Source organism: Paracoccus sp. SY (assembly GCF_002901215.1).
GTDB classification, from domain to species: domain Bacteria; phylum Pseudomonadota; class Alphaproteobacteria; order Rhodobacterales; family Rhodobacteraceae; genus Paracoccus; species Paracoccus acridae.
This window is the reverse complement of record NZ_NWMQ01000017.1, coordinates 1-20,128: the sequence shown is the minus strand read 5'-3', so window position 1 is coordinate 20,128 and position 20,128 is coordinate 1. Positions and strand designations below refer to the sequence as shown.

The following is a 20,128-nucleotide window of genomic DNA, read 5'->3' as shown; positions in this document are numbered from 1 at the left end:
ACGACAATGGACACAGTCGAAAGAAGAGGTCTCAGCCGCAGGATGTTGCTGGGCGCGACCGCAGGGGGCGCGGCGGCCGCCACCGCCACCGCCTTCGGCGGGCGGCTGGCGCTTGGCCTGGGCGGCGCGGCGGGCGTCACCGCCGCCACGACGGGCGCCGCGGTGGCGGCGACCGGCGCGGACGGCAGCGTGGCGCCGGGTCAGCTGGACACCTATTACGGCTTCTGGTCGTCGGGCCAGACGGGCGAAATGCGCATCTTGGGCGTGCCCTCGATGCGCGAGTTGATGCGCGTGCCGGTCTTCAACCGCTGTTCGGCCACCGGTTGGGGACAGACCAACGAATCCATCCGCATCCTGGAAGGCGGGATGACGGAAAAGACCAAGAAGATCCTGGCCGCCAACGGCAAGCGGATCCACGACAACGGCGACCTGCACCACGTCCACATGTCCTTCACCGAGGGCAAGTATGACGGCCGCTATCTGTACATGCAGGACAAGGCCAACAGCCGCGTGGCCCGCGTGCGCTGCGACGTGATGAAGACCGACGCGGTCCTGGAAATCCCCAACGCCAAGGCCATGCACGGCTTCCGCCCGCAGAAGTTCCCGCGCACCAACTATCTGTTCGCCAATGGCGAGGACGAGGCGCCGCTGGTCAACGACGGCACCACGATGGACGATCCGTCCACCTATGTGAACGTCTTCACGGCGGTCAACGCGGACGAGATGAAGGTGGCCTGGCAGGTGCTGGTATCGGGCAACCTGGACAACGTGGACGCCGACTATGAAGGCAAATGGGCCTTCTCGACCTCCTACAACTCGGAAATGGGGATGACCCTGGCCGAGATGACCGAGGCCGAGATGGACCACGTCGTGGTCTTCAACCTGGCCGAGATCGAACGCGCGATCGCGGCGGGCGAATACCAGGAACTGAACGGCTGCAAGATCGTCGATGGCCGGAAAGAGGCGAACAGCAACTTCACCCGCTATATCCCCATCGCCAACAACCCCCATGGCTGCAACATGGCGCCCGACCGCAAGCACCTGTGCGTGGCGGGCAAGCTGTCGCCTACGGTGACCGTCCTGGACGTGACCCGGTTCGACGCGCTGTTCACGGAAAACGCCGATCCGCGCAGCGCCGTCGTGGCCGAGCCGGAACTGGGGCTTGGGCCCCTTCACACCGCCTTTGACGGGCGCGGCTTTGCCTATACCTCGCTGTTCCTGGACAGCCAGGTCGTCAAGTGGAGCATCGAGGACGCCATCCGCGCCTATGCCGGCGAGGACGTCGATCCGATCAAGGACAAGATCGACGTGCATTACCAGCCCGGCCATCTCAAGACGGTGATGGGCGAAACGCTGGACGCGCAGAACGACTGGCTGGTCTGCCTGTGCAAGTTCTCGAAGGACCGCTTCCTGAACGTGGGTCCCTTGAAGCCGGAAAACGACCAGCTGATCGACATCTCGGGCGACAAGATGGTTCTGGTCCATGACGGCCCGACATTCGCCGAGCCCCATGACGCGATTGCCGTGGATCCGGCGATCCTGTCGGGGATCAAGTCGGTCTGGGACCGCCAGGACCCGATGTGGGCCGAAACCCGCCGCCAGGCCGAGGCGGATGGCGTCAACATCGACGACTGGGCCGACACGGTGATCCGCGACGGCAACAAGGTCCGCGTCTATATGACCAGCGTGGCGCCGAACTTCAGCCTGGAAAGCTTCACGGTGACCGAGGGCGACGAGGTGACGGTCATCATCACCAACATGGACGAGATCGACGACCTGACCCACGGCTTCACCCTGGGCAACCACGGCGTCGCGATGGAGATCGGGCCTCAGCAGACCAGTTCCGTCACCTTCGTGGCGGGCGCGCCCGGCGTCTATTGGTATTATTGCCAATGGTTCTGCCACGCCCTGCACATGGAGATGCGCGGCCGGATGTTCGTCGAACCGAAGGCCGCCTGACCATGCGCCTGCTTGCCCTGATCCTTGGCCTGCTGATTGCCCTGCCCGCCCTTGGGGCAGAGCATCGGGTTCAGCCCGGACCGGGCAGGCTGGCCGATGCCATCGCCGGGGCCGCCCCCGGCGATGTGCTGGTGCTGACAGCCGGGGCCTATCCTGGCCCCGTCACCATCGACCGCCCCCTGACGATCACCGGCCCGGAAGGGGCCGTCGTGGACGGGCAGGGGCAGGGGACGGTCATCACCGTTGATGCCCCCGATGTGGTGCTGACGGGCTTCACCGTCACCGGATCGGGCGGGCAGAACAAGGATCTGGACGCGGGCGTGAAGATCCTGAAGGGCGCGGACCGCGCGCGGATCGACCGGCTGGTCCTGACCGACAACATGCACGGCATCGACGTGCATGGCGGGCGCGACGCGCAGGTCACGGCCAACCGCATTACCGGGCGCCAGAACCGGCAGATGAACGAACGCGGCAACGGCATCTATGTCTGGAACAGCCCCGGCACGCTGCTGGATGGCAACGTGATCCGATACGGCCGCGACGGCATCTTTTCCAACGCAAGCGCCGACAGCGTCTATCGCAACAACATCCTGCGCGACCTGCGGTTCGCGGTGCATTTCATGTATACCCGCAACACCGAGGTGTCGGGCAACACCAGCATCGGCAACCACCTGGGCTTTGCGATCATGTTTTCCGATCGGGCCAAGATCCTGAACAACCTCAGCCTGGGGGACCGCGAACACGGGCTGATGCTGAACTATGCCAACAATGCCGACGTGACCGGCAACCTGATCCGGGGCGGGGCCAAGAAATGCCTGTTCATCTACAATGCCCACAAGAACCTGATCTGGGACAACCGCTTCGAAGGGTGCGGCATCGGCATCCACTTCACCGCCGGATCCGAAAGGAACGTTCTGACCGGCAACGCCTTCATCGCCAACCGCGAGCAGGTGAAATACGTGGGCACCCGCTTCATGGAATGGAGCCACGAGGGCCGCGGCAACTTCTGGTCCGACCACCCCGCCTATGACCTGAACGGCGACGGGGTGGCCGACGGCACCTATCGTCCCAACGACCTGATCGACCATATCCTGTGGTCGCAGCCCGCCGCCGCCCTTCTGACCGGATCCCCCGCCGTGCAGCTTGTCCGCTGGAGCCAGTCCAGCTTTCCCGCCACCCTTCCCGGCGGCGTCACCGACAGCCATCCGCTGATGCGCCCCCTGACCATCCCCGTCGCCCCCGAAATTGAGGCCCAGGAGGCCGAGGTGGCGGGACGCTGGGCCAAAGGAACCTATGATGACATCGACCCTGACGATATCGCATCTCACTAAGCGCTTTGCGGGGGTCGAGGCGCTGCGCGACGTGTCCCTGACGGTGGAACCCGGCCAGCGGGTGGCCCTGCTGGGCCATAACGGCGCGGGCAAGTCCACGATGATGAAGATCATCCTGGGCCTGATCCCCTTCGACAGCGGCGCGGTCACCGTCTGCGGCGCGGCGCCCGGATCGGCCGCGGCCCGCGCGCAGGTGGCCTATCTGCCGGAAAACGCGGCCTTCCACCCGGCCCTGACGGGCGAGGAACAGATCCGCCATTACCTGTCCCTGCGCGGCGAACGCCCGGTGCAGGCCCCGGACCTGCTGGCCCGCGTGGGCCTGGCGGATGCCGCGAAGCGCCGCATCGGCACCTATTCCAAGGGGATGCGGCAGCGCGTGGGCCTGGCGCAGGCGCTGATCGGCAAGCCGCGCCTGCTGGTTCTGGACGAGCCGACCTCGGGTCTGGACCCGGTGTCGCGACGCGATTTCTATGCGCTGCTGGACGATCTGGCGGCGGGCGGCACGGCGATCCTGCTGTCGTCCCACGCCCTGACCGAGGTCGAGGCGCGCACCGACCGCATCCTGATCCTGTCGGGCGGGCGGCTGATGGCCGAGGGATCGCTGGCCGACCTGCGCCGCAAGGCCGCCCTGCCGGTGGCGATCAGCGTGGCCCCCGCTGCCGGGCAAAAGGCCGCCTTGGCCGCAGCCCTGCCCATGGCGCGGGTCAATGGCGACGGGCGGCTGCACCTGGACATCGCGCAGGACGACAAGCTGGCGGTGCTGTCGCGCATCACCGGCCTTCCGCAGGTCGCGGATCTTGAGGTGATCCCGCCCAGCCTGGAAGACATCTATTCCCATTTCAGCAGAAGGGACGGGCAATGAACCGCATCCTGTCCACCGCCACCGTCGAATTCCGCATCGCTGGGCGCAACCGCTGGGTCGCCATCGCCGTGGCGCTGATGGTGGTCTTTGCGCTTGTGCTTGCGGCCGCAGGGGCTGCGCCCACGGGCGACATCGGCGCCGACCGGCTGTCGGTGATCGTGGCCTCGCTGACCTCGCTGGCGGTCTATCTGGTCCCGCTGATCGCCCTGCTGATGAGCTTCGATGCCATCGCGGGCGAGGTCGAGCGCGGCACCCTGCCGCTGCTGCTGACCTATCCCGTTTCGCGCGCGCAGGTGCTGGCGGGCAAGCTGCTGGCGCATCTGGCGATCCTGACGCTGGCGGTTTGTGCCGGTTATGGCGCGGCGGCGGGGGCGGCGTTCTGGATGGACCCGGCGTCGGCTGCGGGGCTGCCCGCGCTGCTGCGGCTGGTCGCCAGTTCCGTCCTGCTGGGGGCGACCTTCCTGGGCGCGGGCTATGCGCTGTCGGCACTTGCGCGCAGGCCGTCGGGGGCGGCGGGGCTTGCGGTCGGGCTGTGGTTGGGGGCGGTGGTGCTTTACGATCTGGTGCTGCTGGCGCTGATCGTGTCGGACGGGGGCGGCGCGCTGACCACGCAGGCGCTGCCCGTCGCGCTGCTGGCCAATCCCGCCGATGCCTTCCGCCTGTTCAACCTTGCCGCCGCCGAAGCCAGTGCGGCCGCTGGCGGCATGGGTGGCGCGGCGGCGGCCATTCCCCTGTGGCAGTCGGCGCTGTCCATCGCCCTTTGGCCGCTGCTGGCCCTGATGCTGGCCATCGCCGCCTTTCGAAAGGTCACGCCATGAGACCCGCCCTGATCCTGGCCCTGTGCCTGTCCCTTGCCGCCTGCAAGCAGGAGGTCGCGCAGGACATCACCCCGGTCGAACTGAGTGCCGAGACGCTGGGCCATTTCTGCCAGATGAACCTTCTGGAACATCCCGGACCCAAGGCGCAGGTTCATCTGGAGGGGATGCCCGGCACGCCGCTGTTCTTCAGCCAGGTCCGCGACGCCATCGCCTATGGGCGCCTGCCCGAACAAAGCCACCCGATCCTGGCGATGCAGGTCAACGACATGGGCGCCGCCGGCGCCACCTGGGACGATCCGGGCCAGGGCAACTGGATCGACGCGGATGATGCCTTCTATGTCCTGGGTTCCGCCCGCGAAGGCGGCATGGGCGCGCCCGAGGCGGTGCCCTTTGGCACCCGTCAGGCAGCGGACGCCTTTGCCGCACAGGAAGGCGGCACCGTCATGCGCCTGGGGGACATTCCCGACGATCTGGTCCTGACGCCCGAGGAAACGGGACCGGCGGATACCGCCGACGACGCCGATTTCGAAGACCGCCTGCGCGCCCTGTCGCGCCCGGCCGAGGGATAGAACCATGACCCTGACCCGCCGCCGCTTCCTGACGATCACCGCCATCGCGGCCTGCCTGCCCGGCGCGCTTGCCGCCGCGCCCGCCCGCCACTGGACGGGCCAGGCGCTTGGCGCCCGCGCCTCGATCCGGCTGGATCATCCCGACGCCCCCACGATCACCGCCCGCTGCCTGGCCGAGATCGACCGGCTGGAAAACATCCTGTCGCTGTATCGCGCCGACAGCGCCCTGTCGCAATTGAACCGGACGGGGCGGCTGGACAATCCGCCCTTCGAACTGCTGGACTGTCTGTCGCAGGCGGGCGCGGTGCATCGCGCCAGCGGCGGCGCCTTCGACGTGACGCTGCAACCGCTGTGGGCCTTGTGGGCCGAAGCTGCTGTGCAGGGCCGCCGCCCCACGTCCGCTGAACGCGACGCGGCCCTGGAACGGGGCGGCTGGGACGGGGTGCGGATGTCGCCCCAGGCGATCACCCTGCGCCCCGGCATGGCGCTGACCCTGAACGGCATCGGCCAGGGCTATGTCGCCGACCGCGTGGCGGCGCTGCTGGAATCCCAGGGGCTGACCGACATCCTGATCGACACGGGCGAGATGCGCGCCTTGGGCCAGCGTTCCTGGCCCGTGCGCACCACCAAAGGCGGCAGCCTGCCGCTGTCGGCCCGGGCTTTGGCAACCTCGGCCCCGCTGGGCACCTGCTTCGACGCGGGCGGGCGGGACGGGCACATCCTGGATCCGCGCACGGGTGGTCCGGTGGCCTCTCCTTGGGGGGCCATCACGATTTCCGCGCCAAGCGCCGCGCTTGCCGATGCGCTGTCCACCGCCGCCTGCCTGACGCGGGACCGGGACGCGTTGGACGGGCTGATGGCCGCATTCCCCGCCGCCCGGCTGGAGGAGGCGGCCCCCGCCTGACCGGTCACAGGCCCGACAGCACCCGGCTGGCCCGGTCGGCCATCTGCTGCCAGCCCGGCAGCGCCGCGCCTGCCGCCATGGCGGCATCGGCCATCGCCTGCCGCTTGGCCGCGTCCTGCAGCAGGCCACGCAGGGCCCCGGCAAAGGCCCCCGCATCCCCCGGCGGGACCAGCAGGCCCGCCGCCGGCGGAACGGTGTCCGGGACCGCGCCCGCGCGGCAACTGACGATGGGCAGCCCGCGGACCAGGGCCTCGTCGAAGACGATGCCGTGGCCTTCATACCAGGTCGCCAGGGCAAAGACCGAGGCGCGGGAATAAAGCGCCTCAAGCTTCTCGGCCGTGACGCGGCCCGCAAGGCGGATCCGGGGGGCCATGGGACTTGCCGCCCGCTGGCGTTCCAGGGCTGCGGCATGGTCGCGGTCCCAGGGGTTGCCCACGATCACCGCCCGCCAGTCCAGATCCCCCAGGCTGGACAGCGCCTCGATCAGCACGTCATGGCCCTTGCGCGGGTGCAGGATCCCGACCGACAGGATCAGCGGCGGCGTGGCGGGCGCGGGCGGCAGGCTGGGCCGATCCACGCCGGGGCGCAGCACGGTGATGGCATGGGGCGGCACGTCATAGCGGTCGATCAGGATGCGGCGGGTATGGGGGCTGGGAACCAGCACATGCCGGACCAGCCGCAGGTTGTCACGCTCGGTGCGGAACAGGTGGTCGCGGCGGTCCGGGGTCAGGCCGGTTTCCAGGGCCAGCGGATGATGGATCATCGCCACCAGAGGGGCACGGACCCGAGCCAGCCCGCCCGTGTCGATGGAACCGAAGACCAGACCGTCCAGGATCAGCGGCCGGTCGGGGGAGACATCCGCCAGGGCCGCGACCGCCGCCGCCATGTCGGCCTCCGAAGGGTCGGGAAAGCTGGCGGGCAGCACCAGGTGCCGGACATCGTGGCCCGCCTGCCGCAGCCCCATCAGCAGGCGGCGTTCATAGATGAACCCGCCCGTCAGGGTGGCGATGTCGCCTGGAATGGCAAAGGCCAGCGGGCGCGTCACGGGCGCACCTGTTCGGGGGCCATGACCGACAGCACCCGCCGTTCCGCCCAGGCGATGCCCCCATAGATCATCGCCGAGATCAGCGTCACCGCCACCATCGCCAGCCACAGCATGGTGTAATCCGACACCGAGGCCGACAGCGCCATCAGGTTGCCGAGGCCCCGCCCGGTCGCCAGCCATTCGGCCACGGTCGCGGCCAGGATGGCGGCAGGCACGCTCATCCGGGCGGATGCGAACAGGGCGGGCAGCATGGCGGGGATGCGGACATGCAGCATCTGGCGCCACGGACCGCTTGCATGGCTGCGGAACAGATCCAGGATCGGGCCGGGTGCCTGGCGCAAGCCCTGCTGGCAGGCGACGAAGGTGGGAAAGAACACCATCAGCGCGACCAGCGTCACGGTTCCGGCCGCGCCGCGCCCCAGCAGCAGCACGATCAAGGGCGCGGTCGTGACGATGGGAATGGACCGCAGCGCCACGGCCAGCGGCACCATCAGCCCGGCAAGGCCAGGGCGCAGCGACAGAAGCACCGCAAGCCCGGCCCCCAGGGCCAGCCCGGCCAGGTATCCGGGAACCGCCAGGGCCAGGGTCTTCGCGGCGGCATCCAGAAGGGCGGCCCTTGTGCCGGGCGATCCGAAAAAGGCCGCCGCGACATCGGGCGGGCGCTTGGCGAAGAAGGGGTTCAGGCCCAGAAGCTCGATCCCCGCCCACCACAGGGTCAGGGCGGCGGCAGCCAGCAGGGCAGTGTCGGCCAGCCTGCGGGCGGGCGAACCGCGGATCAGGCGCGGGGGCGCTAGGATCACCGGCGGCGCGCCGGGCAAGACCCTGCGCCCCGCCCAGCCGATCGCGGCATAGACGGCGATGGACAGCCCCGCCGCGACGACCGCGACCGACCACAGCGCGGGAATGTCCAGGTCGCGGGTGAAGCGGATCGTGAGGACGCCAAGGCCCCGCTCGGCGCCTGTGAACTCGCCCACCATGGCGCCCAGGATGGCGGCGGGGGCCGAGATCTGCAGCCCCGCCAGCAGATAGGGCAAGGATGCGCGGGCGCGCACATGGACCAGTTCGGCCCAGCGGCCCCGGCCATAGCTTTGCACCAGATCCAGCCAGGCAGACGGGATCGCCCGCAGCCCCGCCAGCATCGGGATCAGCGTGGTATAGTAAACCGCAAGCGCCGCCAGCACGATCTGCGGCCCCTCGCCCGGTCCCATCAGCACGCGCAGGATCGGCCCGGTGGCGATCAGGGGCAGGCAGAAGACCACAAGCGCCAGCCCCGCCACCAGGTTCTGCGCGCGCGGCCACAGCGCGGCAATGACGGCAAGGCCGATGGCGGCCCCGTTGCCCAGCACGAAGCCCCAGGCGGCATTGGCCAGCGTCACCGCCACGGCGCGGGTCGTCAAGCCGGGGTTCGACCACAGCCAGCCCGCCACCTCGGACGGTCCGGCCAGCAGCCAGCCGCCCCCCGCAAGCGCCAGCCCCTGCCACAGCGCCAGAAGGACGGCCGGTCCCGTCCAGCGGGCCACAGGCGTCATTGCGCGGCCAGCGACTGCGCCATCTCGCCGCCGCGCGCCAGTTGGGCCAGGACCTCGCCCACGATCCGCCGGAAGGCCGGCGCTTCCGGGTTGCGCGGCTGCGGCAGGGGCACGGCGATGTCGGCCACCACCCGTGCCGGGCGCGGGGACAGGATGACGATGCGATGGGCCAGCATCACGGCCTCCTCTACCGAATGGGTCACCAGCAGCGTGGTCGCGGCCTGGTCCTGCCACAGGGGCGGCAGATCCTGGGCCAGTTGCCTGCGCGTCAGGGCGTCAAGCGCGCCGAAGGGTTCGTCCAGCAACAGGACGCGCGGCCGGGTGATCAGGGCGCGGGCGATGGCCGCGCGCTGCCGCATCCCGCCCGACAGCGATGCGGGCCGGGCGTTCTGGAAGCCGCCAAGGCCCACCAGATTGATGATCTGGTCCACCCCCTGCGGATCGGGGGCCTGCCGCGCCAGCTTGCGCCCAAGGGCCACGTTCTTCGCCACCGTCAGCCACGGCAGCAGGCAGGGATCTTGGAAGGCGATGGACAGCCCGCCCTGGCGGCACAGCGCGGCGGGGGGGTCGCCCGCGATGCGGACCTGACCGGCGGTCGGTTCCTCAAGCCCCGCGATCAGGCGCAGCAGGGTGGACTTGCCACAGCCCGACGGCCCCAGCAGCGCCGAGGTGCGGCCCGCGGCGAAGGTGATGTCGATGCCGTCCACGGCCAGGATGCTGCCGTCGAACAGGCGCGACAGGCCGGTGCATTCGATGGGGGCGGGCGGCCCCGGCCTATCCATGGATGGCTTCAAGGATCGACCGGTCCCACAGGTCGGGCGTCACCGCCCGGCCCATCAGGGACAGGGTGCGGATCGTCGCCTCGACCGACTCCTCGCTCCACCAGCCGAAGCCCTGGGCGTCGGTCAGGTCGGAAAACATCAGCGGCACCTGGCGGCGGGCCTGCAGCTTTTGGGTTTCCGGGTCCAGCCCGGCATCGGGGAACATGCGCACCGTCAGGTCCGCCGCCGCGTCGGTGTCGGCGCGATAGGCGTCCCAGCCCCGGACCTCTCCGCCCAGAAGGGCGATCAGGTCGTCGCGGCGGTTGGCAAGGCTGTCGTCGGTGGCGATATAGGTCTGGGAATGCAGGACATAGCCGTGATCGGCCAGCAGCATGGTCTGGGCCTGGACGCCCTCCGTCTCCATCGCGACGGGCAGGTCGGTTTCCCAGCACAGCAGGCAATCGACCTCTCCCGCCAGCAGGGGTTGGGCGGAATACTGGGTGGGCACTATCTGGATGGCGCCCATGTCGATGTCGTTCAGGGTGCAGAGCGCCTGCAGGACGGGGGTGTTGGCCACAGCCATGCCGATGCGCTTGCCGGGCAGGTCGGCGGGCGTGCGGACCGGATTGTCGGGCAGCGAGGCGATGGCGAAGGGGTTCTTCTGCATCGCCACGCCAATGATCCTGAAGGGCGCGCCCTGCGCCACCGCCGCCGCCGCATAGTCGGCGGCCGAGATGCCGATCAGCGCCGTTCCCGCCACCACCGGCGGTTCCACCGGCGCGTTCGGCCCCCCTTGCAGCAGCGTGACATCCAGGCCCGCCTCGCGCCACCATCCCCTGTCCTGGGCGATATAGCTGCCCGCGAACTGGACCGAATGCAGCCAGGACAGTTGCAGCGCGACCGGCACCTGCGCAGCTGCGGGCCGCATCAGGCCCATTCCCCCAAGGGCCAGTCCCGCCGCCCCGGCCCGGATCATGGCGCGTCGTGTCAGGGGGATGGGGGGCATCGGCGAACTCCGTTCACGGGACAGGCGTCACCTTGCATCATGTGACGGGCGCAGGGCATCAGGCAAGCCCGTCATGATTGCGGCATCCTGCCGCCGAAGCCGCGCAGGATCAGGTCGCGCATCCGGTCCATGGGCAGGGCCTGCTGTCCCGGTGGCGGGATCAGGCCGGGCGCAAAGCCCCAGTCCGCCGCGCGGTCCACCAGATGGGCGGGGCCGATCAGGTGGATGGCCGTATCGGGCCCGTCGTCCTGCGCGACCCAGGGCACGGGCTGGTGATCGCCCAGGACGATCAGCAGCGGCGGGTCGTCCGCGTGCCGCAGGGCATAGTCCATGACCGTGGACAGGCTGTAATCGACCGCATCGCGATAGGCCGCGCGCACCCGGTCGCGGTCGCGCCAGACCACCTCGGGCGGGTCGCCCGACTGGGCCATGGCGTCGAAGACGGTCCCGTCGCCGATCCGGTCCCAGTCCAGAAGGCGCGGCACCGGCACCCATGGCGCGTGCGACGAAATCAGCGCCACCTGCGCGAACAGATGCGGCCCGCCCCCGCCGCGCAGCAGCCGGTCGGTGGCCGCCAGGGTGAACTGGTCGGGCATCGTCACCCAGTTGAAGGGCTGCCCGCGATAGCCCAGGTCGCCCGCCGCAAGGATGCGGTCGAAGCCCATGGTCTCGCCGTCGGGCCAGGGCCGGGTGATGGCGGGCATCACCGCCGCCGTGCGGAACCCGGCGCGCCGCGCATGGTGGAACAGCCCCTGTCGCCCGCTGGCCAGAACCGCGCCATAGCGCGTCTGGTCCGCAATCCACAGCCCGTTGGCGAAGGTCGCGTGCGACAGCCAGCTTTGCCCGCCCTGGGTCGGCGCGGTCAGGAACCCCGATCGCATCGCCAGCCCCGCATCGGCCAGTTGCCCTTGCGCCCGGCGCAGCGTCCCAAGATGTCTTTCGGCGTGATAGGGCGCATCGAAACTGGCGCGGCCATAGCTTTCGACAAAGATCACCAGCACGTCGCGGTCGATCTCTGCCAGCAGGCCGGTCGCCCCGGCCAGATCGTCCCGGGCGGCAAGCGTCCTGATCTGGCGCAGATCCTGCGCGGTCTGGCGCAAAAGCTCGACCCGGGCAAAGGCATAGGGGGTGTTGCCGGTCCACCCCCCGCCCAACCCTGCCAGGACCAGCAGGGGCGCCACGGACAGCAGGACCAGCCGCCCGGCGGGCCGCCATGCCAGGCGCGACCAGGTGCCCGTCGCCCACCACAGCGCCGCCCCGGCGGCAAGGACCGCCACCGCCAAGGCCGCCGAGCCCGCCAGAAGCCGCGCCATGCCAAGCGACTGGGCCAAAAGGTCCGCCCCCGCGCCGATCAGCGCCATGTCGGCCAGGATGTTGAAGGGCCGCCCAAGGGCCGCGATCATCGCAAGATCGGCGATCTTCTGCACCGCCAGCACCGACAGGGCCAGAAAGACCGCCACCCGCCCCACCCGGCCCAGCAGGGGCAGGCCCAGCAGGATCAGCGGCAGTTCCGGCGCGATCCGCAGCAGCGCCTGACCCACGGGCATGGGCGCGGCGGGCAGGATCAGCACCAGATGCATGACAAAGGCCGCCGCCAGCAGCCGCAGGCCCGTCATGGCCGCCGCATCCACAGCCAGCGGATGTCGGCCGCGAAGGACGCGATGACCAGCAGGGCGGCGATCCGGGCCAGCCAGATCGCCTGGTCGGGCGTCAGGACCGGCAGTTGCAACAGGATCAGCGCGGCGATCTGGATCACGCAGATTACCTTCCGCCAGCGGCGACCGGGCAGATCCGCCCGCATCCAGGGCAGGACCGTCCCCGCCAGCACGAAGCCATAGCGGGCAAGGCCCAGCACCAGGATCTCGGGGCCGACGACGGTTCCGGCGATGACGTGCAGGGACAGGACCAGGGCCAGGGCCGCGTCCACCTCCATGTCGAAGCGGGCGCCGAAGCGGGACACGAGGCCGCTTTTGCGGGCCAGGTGACCGTCCACCCCGTCCAGGACCAGGGCCGTGCCCGCCACCCCTGCCACGGCCCAGCCCGCCGCCTGTCCCGCCACCAGCGGCGCCAGCAGCGCGCAGGTCAGCGCCGCCCGCAGCAGCGTGACGGCATTGCAGCCGCCGATCCGGTGGTGGGGATAGCTGCGCCCCATCAGCGCCGCCACGGCCCCGCAGACCAGAAGATAGGCCGCGATCCCCGCCATCACCCCGGCCGCGTCGCCCGCAAGCACCGTCCCCGACGCGGCGATCAGCAGGGCGCCCCCAGCAGCAGTCAGGGCGATCTGCGCCGGAATGACGCCACCGGGGCGGGACGGTCGGATCGGCCGGATCTGGGAGGCGTCGCGCATGTCGAAAGCCTATGCGAAGTCCGGATTGCGTCAAGCACATCGGCTGTGCGAAATCCGCATTTTCTGCTAGGCTGCCCCGCGAGAGGAGCCGCCATGGCCGACCACCTGCCCAGGTATCGCCCGCCCGCCCGATGGTTTCACTGGACCGTCGCCGTTGTGGTGCTGCTGATGATCCCCGCCGGCCTGATCATGACGCGCGAGGGTCTGGCCCGGCCCGTGCAGGACGCGCTGTATCTGTTTCACAAGAACATGGGCGTCCTGCTGGTTCCGGTGATCCTGGCCCGCATCGCCTATCGCCTGACCCACAGGCCGCCGCCGCTGCCCGCCTCGATCCCCGGCTGGCAGCGCGGCGCGGCGCGCCTGTCGCACGCGCTGCTTTATGTCCTGCTGGTCGTGATGCCGATCAGCGGCTTCATCCGCGTCCGGGCAGGGGGGTTCCCGATCGAGCTTCTGGACCGCCTGGGCGTGGGGCCGTGGCTGGCGAAATCCGAACGGGTCGCGGACATTGCCCAGGGGATCCATGCCGTCGGCGCCGTCACCCTGATCGCGGTTCTTGCCATTCATGTGGCGGCGGCGGCGCAGCACGCCCTGATCCGCCGCGACGGTGTCTGGGGGCGCATGTGGCCTGTCCGGGGCGGCTGAGGACCGCCCGTCATCGCCGCCCGGTCAGGGCTTTGCGGGCAGGATGCGTCCCGTGCAGGGGCCGAAGCCGATCCTGTATCCGTCTCCCTGCGCTTGGGCGAACAGCGCCACCTCGTCACCGTCGCACAGGAAGGTGCGGGCCTCGCCGTTCACCGTTACCGGCTTCTTGCCGCCGTCGGTCATCTCCAGCAGGGCGCCGGTCTGGTCGGGGGCGGGGCCGCTGATCGTGCCCGATCCCAGCAGGTCGCCCACCCGCATCGGGCAGCCCGAACTGCTGTGATGCGCCAGTTGCTGCGCCGAGGAGTAATACATCACGTTGTAATTCGTGCGCGCCATGACCTGCCCGTTCAGGGACCAGCCGACGGCCAAGTCGTAAAGGCCCGGACGGCTTTCCTGCAGATAGGGCAGAAGCGGGTTCACCCGTTCGGCGCCGGGACTGCGGAACGGTTCCAGCGCGGCCGGGGTGACGATCCAGGGGCTGATGGTGGTGCCAAGCGCCTTGGACTGGAACGGGCCCAGCGGCTGGTATTCCCAGGCCTGCACATCACGCGCCGACCAGTCGTTCAGCAGCACATAGCCGAAGATCATGTCCTCGGCCTCCTCCACGCTGACGCGGTTGCCCATGGTGCTGTCGGCCCCCACGATGGCCCCCAGTTCCAGTTCCAGATCCAGCCGCTTGCAGGGCGCCCATTCGGGACCGTCCTTGCCCTTCAGCTGTCCCATGGGCCGCCGGATTGGCGTGCCCGAGACCACGACCGAGGACGCCCGCCCGTTGTAGCCGATGGGCATATGCGTCCATTGCGGCGGCAGGGCGTTCTCGGGACCCCGGAACAGCAGGCCCACGTTGAAGGCATGGTTCCGGGACGCATAGAAGTCGGTAAATTCCGCCACCCGGATCGGCAGGTGCAGCCTGGCATCCGCCATCGCCACCAGCGGCAGGTCGCGGTCCTCATCTTCGGCCAGCAGCGCCGTCAGCCGCGCCCGGATTTCGGCCCATTTCGCCCGGCCAAGCGCCATGAAGCCATTGAGTTGCGGCTGCGCGAAGGTTCCGCCCGCATCCAGCAGTCCCCGCGCCTCGCAGGCCGCCAGATCCACGATCCTGTCGCCGATGGCGGCCGCGCAGCGCGGCGCATCGCCCGCAACCGAAAAGACGCCAAAAGGCAGGTTGTTCAGCGGAAAGGGGCTGTCCGCCCGATTGGCGCTGTCCAGCCAGGATCGGATCAATGGCATATTGCCTCTTATCTTCTGTGCCAAAATATCCCACGGAGGGCCGGGGGGTGTGAAACCCCCGCCTTGGGTGCATCACTTCACGCCAGGCGTGCCGTCGAACTTCTTTTCCAGGCGCTGCCAGACTTCCATGTATTCGGGCTGCATCGGCGCCTCGCGGGCGGCAAATTCCGTCAGGTGCTGGGGAAAGCGCGTCTCGAACATGAAGGACATGGTGTTGTCCAGCTTCTCGGGGCGCAGTTCGGCGTTCGACGCCCCCTCGAAGGCGTCGCGGTCTGGGCCGTGCGGCAGCATGCAGTTGTGCAGGCTGATGCCGCCGGGCACGAAGCCCTGGGGCTTGGCGTCATAGATGCCATAGATGTTGCCCATCAGTTCGGACATGATGTTCTTGTGATACCAGGGTGGGCGGAAGGAATGCTCGGCCACCATCCAGCGTTCGCGGAACAGCACGAAGTCGATATTGGCGGTGCCTTCCTGCCCCGAGGGCGCGGTCAGCACCGTGAAGATCGAGGGATCGGGATGGTCGAACAGGATCGCGCCCACCGGCGAATAGGTCCGCAGGTCGTATTTGTAAGGGCAGTAATTGCCGTGCCAGGCCACCACGTCCAGCGGCGAATGGCCGATCCAGGTTTCGTGGAACTGGCCGCACCACTTGATGACCACGCGCGACCGGGTTTCGCGATCCTCGAAGGCCGCGACCGGGCACTTGAAGTCGCGGGGATTGGCCAGGCAGTTGGCGCCGATGGGCCCGCGGCTGGGCAGGTCGAACTTCTGGCCGTAATTCTCGCAGACAAAGCCGCGCGCGGGGCCTTCCAGAACCTCGACGCGATACACCAGGCCACGGGGCAGGATGGCGATCTCCCTGGGCTCCAGGTCGATGATTCCCAGTTCGGTGCAGAACCGCAGCCGGCCTTCCTGGGGCACCACCAGAAGCTCGCTGTCGGCCGAGAAGAAGTATTCGTCAACCATCGACTGCGTGACCAGATAGACATGCGACGCCATGCCGACCTGGATGTTGACATCGCCCGCCGTGGTGATGGTGCGCATCCCCGTGATCCAGGTCAGGTCCTGGTCCGGCACCGGGATCGGATCCCAGCGGTACTGGCCCAGGCTGACGATGCCGTCATTGATATGCGGTGCGGTCTTCCAATAGGGGATCTCGATGGGCGCGAAGCGGCCGGTGTGATGGACAGAAGGACGGATACGATAGCACCAGGTCCGTTCGTTCTGGCCGCGTGGCGCGGTGAAGGCCGTGCCCGACAACTGTTCGGCATAAAGGCCGTAATTGCATTTCTGCGGGCTGTTCTGGCCTTGGGGCAGGGCGCCGGGCAGGGCCTCGCTCTCGAAGTCGTTGCCGAAACCGGGCATGTAGCCTTCATGCGTGCCGGTCGTGGCGGCGGCGCGGACCATGCCGTCGGGCATTGCGTATCGCGTCATGTCTTTCCCCCGGAAGATCATTGCCGATGCGGCGAAAATATCGTTGCAAATGCAACGATGTCAAGTTTTCCGGGAAGACTGTTGCGGCAGCAACGGATTTCTGCTGATTTCACCTGCATGAGCTTCGATCTGGACGCTTTTCTGCCTTATCGCCTTTCGGTCGCGGCCACCCAGGTCAGCCGCCGCTTCGCCGCGCGATACGCAGCCGAGGCGGGCCTCAGCATTCCCGAATGGCGGGTGCTGGCGCATCTGTCCCGGTCGGGCGCGGTCAGCGTGCGCGACATCACCGCCCGCGTGAACCTCGACAAGTCCATCGTCAGCCGCGCCTCGGCCCGGCTGGAAGGGGCGGGTTACCTGCGCAAGTCGGGCCATGCGGGGGATCAAAGGCTGGTGGTGCTGGACCTGACCGACAGCGGCCGGGCCTTGATGGACCGGCTGGGCCGCATCGCGGACGAGTTTCAGGCCGAACTTCTGTCCGATCTTGGCGACGACGCCCCCGCCTTCCGGCGGGCCTTGCTGCATCTGGCCGGGCCGACCGACTAGCCCAGCAGGTCGGTCGCGGGATTGTCGGCGATCTCCACATCGGCATAGTAGCGCTGCGCCTGCGCCGGGCTGCGATGCAGCGACAGCGCCATCGCGGCGGGCAGCGGCGCGCCGTCCAGGGCGGCCTGGGTCAGGAAACCCGACCGCAGGCCGTGGGCACTGGCGAAGTCGGGCGGATAGCCCGCCAGTTCCAGCCGGTGCCGGATCACGGCCCGGATCCCCTCGGGTCCAAGGCGGCGGTTCAACACGCGGTCTGACAGGCTGACGGGGCGGAACAGCGGGCCGTCCTCGATCCGGGCGGCGATGATCCAGGCCATCACGGCCCGCGCCGGGCGACCCTTCAGCGGCAGGCGCGGGGCCAGGTCGGGGCCGGTGGTCTTCGTGGCCAGCAGCCGGATCCGCAACAGGCCGGATGCGTCGAAGTCGCGGGTGTCGATGTCGTCGCGGTTCAGGCCCGCGATTTCCGACCTGCGCCGCCCGCCGGATGCCCAGCCCAGCATCAGCACCGCGCGGTCGCGCAAGCCCCGGTGGCTGCGGTCGCAGGTGGCCAGCATCGCCTCCAGCACGGGGCGGGTGATCGGGTTTTCGGACTTGCGCGCCCGCGGCCGCGCCGCCGCCCGCCGCGCCCGGGCGCGGGTCTGCGACACCAGGGGCGCGTCGAAGGGCGAGGGCAGGTTCTTCATCCGGTGAAAGGCCCGCCAGCTTGCGATGCGCCGATCCAGCGTCGCCGGGGCGGGACAGGCCAGGCTGCGCCGCAGCCCCGCCGCGATCAGCGCCAGGGCCGCGTCCTGCGCGGGACCGGGCGCATCGGTCAGATCCTGGGCGTGGTCCAGCAGGAACCGCAGGGCCACGGATTCGCTTTCCGGCCAGTCCAGGCCCACCCCGAAGACCGCCTTTTTCCAGGCCGCGATATAGGCCAGGTCGCGTTCCCAGGCCCGCAGGGTGTTGGCGGGCGTGCCGCGCCGGTAAAGGGCGGTCAGGGCCTCGGCTTCGTCGGGCGTCAGGGTCAAGGGGGCAATCGGCAGATCCATCGGGTGAATGTGTGCCACCCCGCGCGGATCCGCAATCCTCAGTCCGTCACCAGCCGCAGCTCGGCCAGGACCTCGGGGGTCAGGATGTTGATGTCTTCGGGCGGCGTGCGCAGGGCGTATGACATCAGCCGCAGATCGACCCCCATGTCGGTCAGGAAATCCAGCACGCCCGCCTGGCCGCGTTGCAGGTCGCGGATCGCCATGAAGGCGGGCAGGATGGTGTTTTCGCCGAAATCGTGCTGATGGACCCCCACGACGCTGCCCTCCGTCACCCGGCGTTCGGTTCCCCCCGCCAGCATGTAGGGGCAGGCCGACAGGCAGACCGCGCCATCGGCCACCTGGGTCCGGTATCCGGCGGACCGGATGGTGCGGCCCATGGCCACCGCATCCGCGACCGAGCCGCCGGAACTGTCCAGGCTGACCAGGGTCTCGGCCGGGCGGGTCTGGTCCAGCCATTTGACGAAGCGGTCGGCATCGCCCGGCGCGATCTGGCCCACGATGCCGATGGCGCCGTCGGCCGACGTGAATTCCAGCTGTTCGGGCATCGCGCGCATGGCGGGGGCGCCGGGTCCGGCGGGGCGCAGGTCGGGGCGATAGGGGCGCACCGCCGGTCCCTGGGCGGGTGGCGCGAACAGCCCCGGCGCGGCGGGGCCGGGGGTGCCGCGCAGATCCAGCGCCACGATGGCCCCCGCCATCACCACCTGGGACAGCAGCACCACCCGGATCGCCCCTTGCGGGGTCGAGAACAGCCCCACCGCTATTCCCCCGGCCGGATCAGCGCGCGGGGCGGATCGGCAGGGCCGGGGTCCGGGTCGGATGCGGGCTGCCGCAGCAGGTCCGCCGCCGCCAGGGCCGCCCGCAATTCGCCCACGGTCATGCGGTCGTCGGTCAGCGTCTCGCCCCGGCCGCTGCGGATCGCCGATTGCACGACCATGACGATGAAGACCAGCACCGCGGGCAGAAGGTCGATGGCGATCGCGCCGGCCCAGGCCGGGACGAAATTGCCGGCATAGGCGATCACCGCATCGGCGGCCGACATCGGGGCATAGATCGCCTCGGACGGCTGGGGCAGGGCCAGGACCTCGTTCGCCGCCGCCGTCAGGGTCGCGGCGCGCTGTTCCACAAGCGACAGGACCGAGGCGATGGTGCTGTTCTGTCCCGCCCGCACATCCGCCGTCCCGCCGTCCAGTTCCGGCAGGACCACGGCATCCGCCAGATCCTGCGCGGCGCGCGCGACCAGCGGCGCGGGGTTCAGCTGGCGCATCCGGGTGATCAGGCCGGACAGTTGCACGGCGTCTTCGGAAAAGCGCACGGTGCGGTCCTCGATCCCGCCGGGTTCGACGGACAGGCTGCGCATCCGGGCCAGGATGGTGTTGCCTTCGGCGAAGGCGTCCTCGATCGGCTGGGCCACGGCGGTCATCTGGTCTTCCAGGGCCTGCAGTTCCGACCCCTTCTGCGTCAGCACCCGGAACACCGCCCCGCGCCCGGAAAAGCCCGACAGGGTGCCGCCCGCCTCTTGTTCGGACAGGTCGTCGAAGCTTTGGCGCACGCGGGCCACGTCGCGCGACAGGGATTGGCCCGCGACCGCATTGGCATGGGCGCGTTCCAGCGCCGCCTGGTAGTCCTGCACCGTGGCCGCCATGTGCGTTTCGACCGCGGCGCCCCCGGCCAGGGCGGCGGCGTTCAGCCAGGACGACATGGCGATGATCGCCACGCAGCCAAGCGCCATGGTCAGCATCAGGCCGACACGGGACGCGGCGGTGCGGACGGCGGGCAGAAGCCGCAGCATATAGGACCAGAAGACGAAGATCCCCACCGACACGGCGATGGAATAGGACAGCGCCGCGAAGGTCGTCCAGATGCCCGGATCGTCCAGAAGCGTGCGCACGCCCAGATAGGTATAGATGCCCGATGCCGCCGCCAGCACGCCAAGCGCGGTCGAGGTGAAGGTATCCAGCCAGTCGAGGTGGCGTTCCAGTTCGCGCGCGTAACGGTCGCCGGAACGGTCTGCCGTCGGAAGGGGATCGGCCATTGGCTCTCCGCAAGGGATGGGTGACAATTCGGAATAAAGGCCCGGGGGGTTCAAGTCACCACCCGGCCGGTCACGCTTTGGCGAG

The 20,128-nt window shown here is 69.4% G+C and carries 19 protein-coding genes; 8 read left to right on the top strand and 11 right to left on the bottom strand.

Annotation, left to right across the window (positions count from 1 at the left end; translation table 11 throughout):
• Positions 1–6 precede the first annotated feature (6 nt).
• The 6 genes from nosZ to CK944_RS13380 are packed head-to-tail and all read left to right on the top strand — an operon-like array spanning position 7 to position 6,443.
• The gene (nosZ, locus tag CK944_RS13405) at positions 7–1,959 is read left to right on the top strand and encodes a TAT-dependent nitrous-oxide reductase (RefSeq protein WP_103173571.1); all 1,953 of its coding nucleotides are present in this window, start codon (positions 7–9) and stop codon (positions 1,957–1,959) included.
• A 2-nt stretch (positions 1,960–1,961) separates the two neighbouring features.
• The gene (locus tag CK944_RS13400; RefSeq protein ID WP_103173570.1) at positions 1,962–3,290 is read left to right on the top strand and encodes a nitrous oxide reductase family maturation protein NosD; all 1,329 of its coding nucleotides are present in this window, start codon (positions 1,962–1,964) and stop codon (positions 3,288–3,290) included.
• Positions 3,256–4,152, top strand: coding sequence for an ABC transporter ATP-binding protein (locus CK944_RS13395; RefSeq protein ID WP_103173569.1), 897 nt, complete (start codon positions 3,256–3,258; stop codon positions 4,150–4,152). The genes CK944_RS13400 and CK944_RS13395 overlap by 35 nt, the downstream gene beginning before the upstream one ends.
• Positions 4,149–4,970, top strand: coding sequence for an ABC transporter permease (locus tag CK944_RS13390; RefSeq protein WP_103173568.1), 822 nt, complete (start codon positions 4,149–4,151; stop codon positions 4,968–4,970). The genes CK944_RS13395 and CK944_RS13390 overlap by 4 nt, the downstream gene beginning before the upstream one ends.
• Positions 4,967–5,539: a nitrous oxide reductase accessory protein NosL gene (locus CK944_RS13385; protein ID WP_103173567.1), complete on the top strand. Its 573-nt coding sequence runs from the start codon at positions 4,967–4,969 to the stop codon at positions 5,537–5,539. Before CK944_RS13390 ends, CK944_RS13385 begins: the two co-directional genes overlap by 4 nt.
• 4 nt (positions 5,540–5,543) lie before the next feature.
• Positions 5,544–6,443, top strand: a complete 900-nt coding sequence (locus CK944_RS13380; RefSeq protein ID WP_103173566.1) for an FAD:protein FMN transferase — start codon at positions 5,544–5,546, stop codon at positions 6,441–6,443.
• A gap of 4 nt (positions 6,444–6,447) precedes the next feature.
• Here CK944_RS13380 and CK944_RS13375 read toward each other — a convergent pair whose 3' ends face one another.
• The 6 genes from CK944_RS13375 to CK944_RS13350 form a co-directional block, all read right to left on the bottom strand.
• A complete protein-coding gene (locus CK944_RS13375; protein WP_239986069.1) occupies positions 6,448–7,488 on the bottom strand; it encodes a glycosyltransferase family 4 protein in 1,041 nt (346 codons plus the stop codon).
• A complete protein-coding gene (locus CK944_RS13370) occupies positions 7,485–9,017 on the bottom strand; it encodes an ABC transporter permease (protein ID WP_103173565.1) in 1,533 nt (510 codons plus the stop codon). The genes CK944_RS13375 and CK944_RS13370 overlap by 4 nt, the downstream gene beginning before the upstream one ends.
• Positions 9,014–9,799 carry an ABC transporter ATP-binding protein gene (locus CK944_RS13365; protein WP_103173564.1) on the bottom strand — a complete coding sequence of 262 codons (786 nt, stop codon included), beginning with the start codon at positions 9,797–9,799 and terminating at the stop codon, positions 9,014–9,016. The genes CK944_RS13370 and CK944_RS13365 overlap by 4 nt, the downstream gene beginning before the upstream one ends.
• A complete protein-coding gene (locus CK944_RS13360) occupies positions 9,792–10,784 on the bottom strand; it encodes an ABC transporter substrate-binding protein (protein ID WP_103173563.1) in 993 nt (330 codons plus the stop codon). The genes CK944_RS13365 and CK944_RS13360 overlap by 8 nt, the downstream gene beginning before the upstream one ends.
• A 71-nt stretch (positions 10,785–10,855) precedes the next feature.
• Positions 10,856–12,400: a sulfatase-like hydrolase/transferase gene (locus CK944_RS13355; RefSeq protein ID WP_103173562.1), complete on the bottom strand. Its 1,545-nt coding sequence runs from the start codon at positions 12,398–12,400 to the stop codon at positions 10,856–10,858.
• Positions 12,397–13,131, bottom strand: a complete 735-nt coding sequence (locus CK944_RS13350) for a CDP-alcohol phosphatidyltransferase family protein (RefSeq protein WP_239986068.1) — start codon at positions 13,129–13,131, stop codon at positions 12,397–12,399. The genes CK944_RS13355 and CK944_RS13350 overlap by 4 nt, the downstream gene beginning before the upstream one ends.
• Positions 13,132–13,224: 93 nt before the next feature.
• On the opposite strand from CK944_RS13350, the gene CK944_RS13345 reads away from it, so the two are divergent.
• The gene (locus CK944_RS13345) at positions 13,225–13,773 is read left to right on the top strand and encodes a cytochrome b (RefSeq protein WP_103173561.1); all 549 of its coding nucleotides are present in this window, start codon (positions 13,225–13,227) and stop codon (positions 13,771–13,773) included.
• A gap of 24 nt (positions 13,774–13,797) precedes the next feature.
• On the opposite strand, the gene fahA is transcribed toward CK944_RS13345, so the two are convergent.
• Entirely contained in the window at positions 13,798–15,003 is a 1,206-nt protein-coding gene (fahA, locus tag CK944_RS13340) for a fumarylacetoacetase (protein ID WP_103173560.1), read from the bottom strand.
• Positions 15,004–15,075: 72 nt separating this feature from the next.
• The gene (gene hmgA / locus CK944_RS13335) at positions 15,076–16,437 is read right to left on the bottom strand and encodes a homogentisate 1,2-dioxygenase (protein ID WP_103173559.1); all 1,362 of its coding nucleotides are present in this window, start codon (positions 16,435–16,437) and stop codon (positions 15,076–15,078) included.
• A gap of 117 nt (positions 16,438–16,554) precedes the next feature.
• On the opposite strand from hmgA, the gene CK944_RS13330 reads away from it, so the two are divergent.
• Positions 16,555–16,980 carry a MarR family winged helix-turn-helix transcriptional regulator gene (locus CK944_RS13330; protein ID WP_103173558.1) on the top strand — a complete coding sequence of 142 codons (426 nt, stop codon included), beginning with the start codon at positions 16,555–16,557 and terminating at the stop codon, positions 16,978–16,980.
• Here CK944_RS13330 and CK944_RS13325 read toward each other — a convergent pair.
• The 3 genes from CK944_RS13325 to CK944_RS13315 are packed head-to-tail and all read right to left on the bottom strand — an operon-like array spanning position 16,977 to position 20,043.
• Complete coding sequence (locus tag CK944_RS13325) at positions 16,977–18,011, bottom strand: tyrosine-type recombinase/integrase (RefSeq protein ID WP_103173557.1); 1,035 nt, start codon at positions 18,009–18,011, stop codon at positions 16,977–16,979. The two genes, CK944_RS13330 and CK944_RS13325, sit on opposite strands and share 4 nt — an antisense overlap.
• Before the next feature lie 38 nt (positions 18,012–18,049).
• Complete coding sequence (locus CK944_RS13320) at positions 18,050–18,766, bottom strand: hypothetical protein (protein WP_103173556.1); 717 nt, start codon at positions 18,764–18,766, stop codon at positions 18,050–18,052.
• 2 nt (positions 18,767–18,768) lie between these two features.
• A complete protein-coding gene (locus CK944_RS13315) occupies positions 18,769–20,043 on the bottom strand; it encodes a hypothetical protein (protein ID WP_239986067.1) in 1,275 nt (424 codons plus the stop codon).
• Positions 20,044–20,128 lie beyond the last annotated feature (85 nt).

Bases quoted from the DNA above. Each gene is read 5' to 3' on its own strand.
- nosZ (WP_103173571.1), top strand. From the start codon at position 7: ATGGACACAGTCGAAAGAAGAGGTCTCAGCCGCAGGATGTTGCTGGGC.
- CK944_RS13400 (WP_103173570.1), top strand. From the start codon at position 1,962: ATGCGCCTGCTTGCCCTGATCCTTGGCCTGCTGATTGCCCTGCCCGCC.
- CK944_RS13395 (WP_103173569.1), top strand. From the start codon at position 3,256: ATGACATCGACCCTGACGATATCGCATCTCACTAAGCGCTTTGCGGGG.
- CK944_RS13390 (WP_103173568.1), top strand. From the start codon at position 4,149: ATGAACCGCATCCTGTCCACCGCCACCGTCGAATTCCGCATCGCTGGG.
- CK944_RS13385 (WP_103173567.1), top strand. From the start codon at position 4,967: ATGAGACCCGCCCTGATCCTGGCCCTGTGCCTGTCCCTTGCCGCCTGC.
- CK944_RS13380 (WP_103173566.1), top strand. From the start codon at position 5,544: ATGACCCTGACCCGCCGCCGCTTCCTGACGATCACCGCCATCGCGGCC.
- CK944_RS13370 (WP_103173565.1), bottom strand. From the start codon at position 9,017: ATGACGCCTGTGGCCCGCTGGACGGGACCGGCCGTCCTTCTGGCGCTG.
- CK944_RS13365 (WP_103173564.1), bottom strand. From the start codon at position 9,799: ATGGATAGGCCGGGGCCGCCCGCCCCCATCGAATGCACCGGCCTGTCG.
- CK944_RS13360 (WP_103173563.1), bottom strand. From the start codon at position 10,784: ATGCCCCCCATCCCCCTGACACGACGCGCCATGATCCGGGCCGGGGCG.
- CK944_RS13355 (WP_103173562.1), bottom strand. From the start codon at position 12,400: ATGACGGGCCTGCGGCTGCTGGCGGCGGCCTTTGTCATGCATCTGGTG.
- CK944_RS13350 (WP_239986068.1), bottom strand. From the start codon at position 13,131: ATGCGCGACGCCTCCCAGATCCGGCCGATCCGACCGTCCCGCCCCGGT.
- CK944_RS13345 (WP_103173561.1), top strand. From the start codon at position 13,225: ATGGCCGACCACCTGCCCAGGTATCGCCCGCCCGCCCGATGGTTTCAC.
- fahA (WP_103173560.1), bottom strand. From the start codon at position 15,003: ATGCCATTGATCCGATCCTGGCTGGACAGCGCCAATCGGGCGGACAGC.
- hmgA (WP_103173559.1), bottom strand. From the start codon at position 16,437: ATGACGCGATACGCAATGCCCGACGGCATGGTCCGCGCCGCCGCCACG.
- CK944_RS13330 (WP_103173558.1), top strand. From the start codon at position 16,555: ATGAGCTTCGATCTGGACGCTTTTCTGCCTTATCGCCTTTCGGTCGCG.
- CK944_RS13325 (WP_103173557.1), bottom strand. From the start codon at position 18,011: ATGGATCTGCCGATTGCCCCCTTGACCCTGACGCCCGACGAAGCCGAG.
- CK944_RS13315 (WP_239986067.1), bottom strand. From the start codon at position 20,043: ATGGCCGATCCCCTTCCGACGGCAGACCGTTCCGGCGACCGTTACGCG.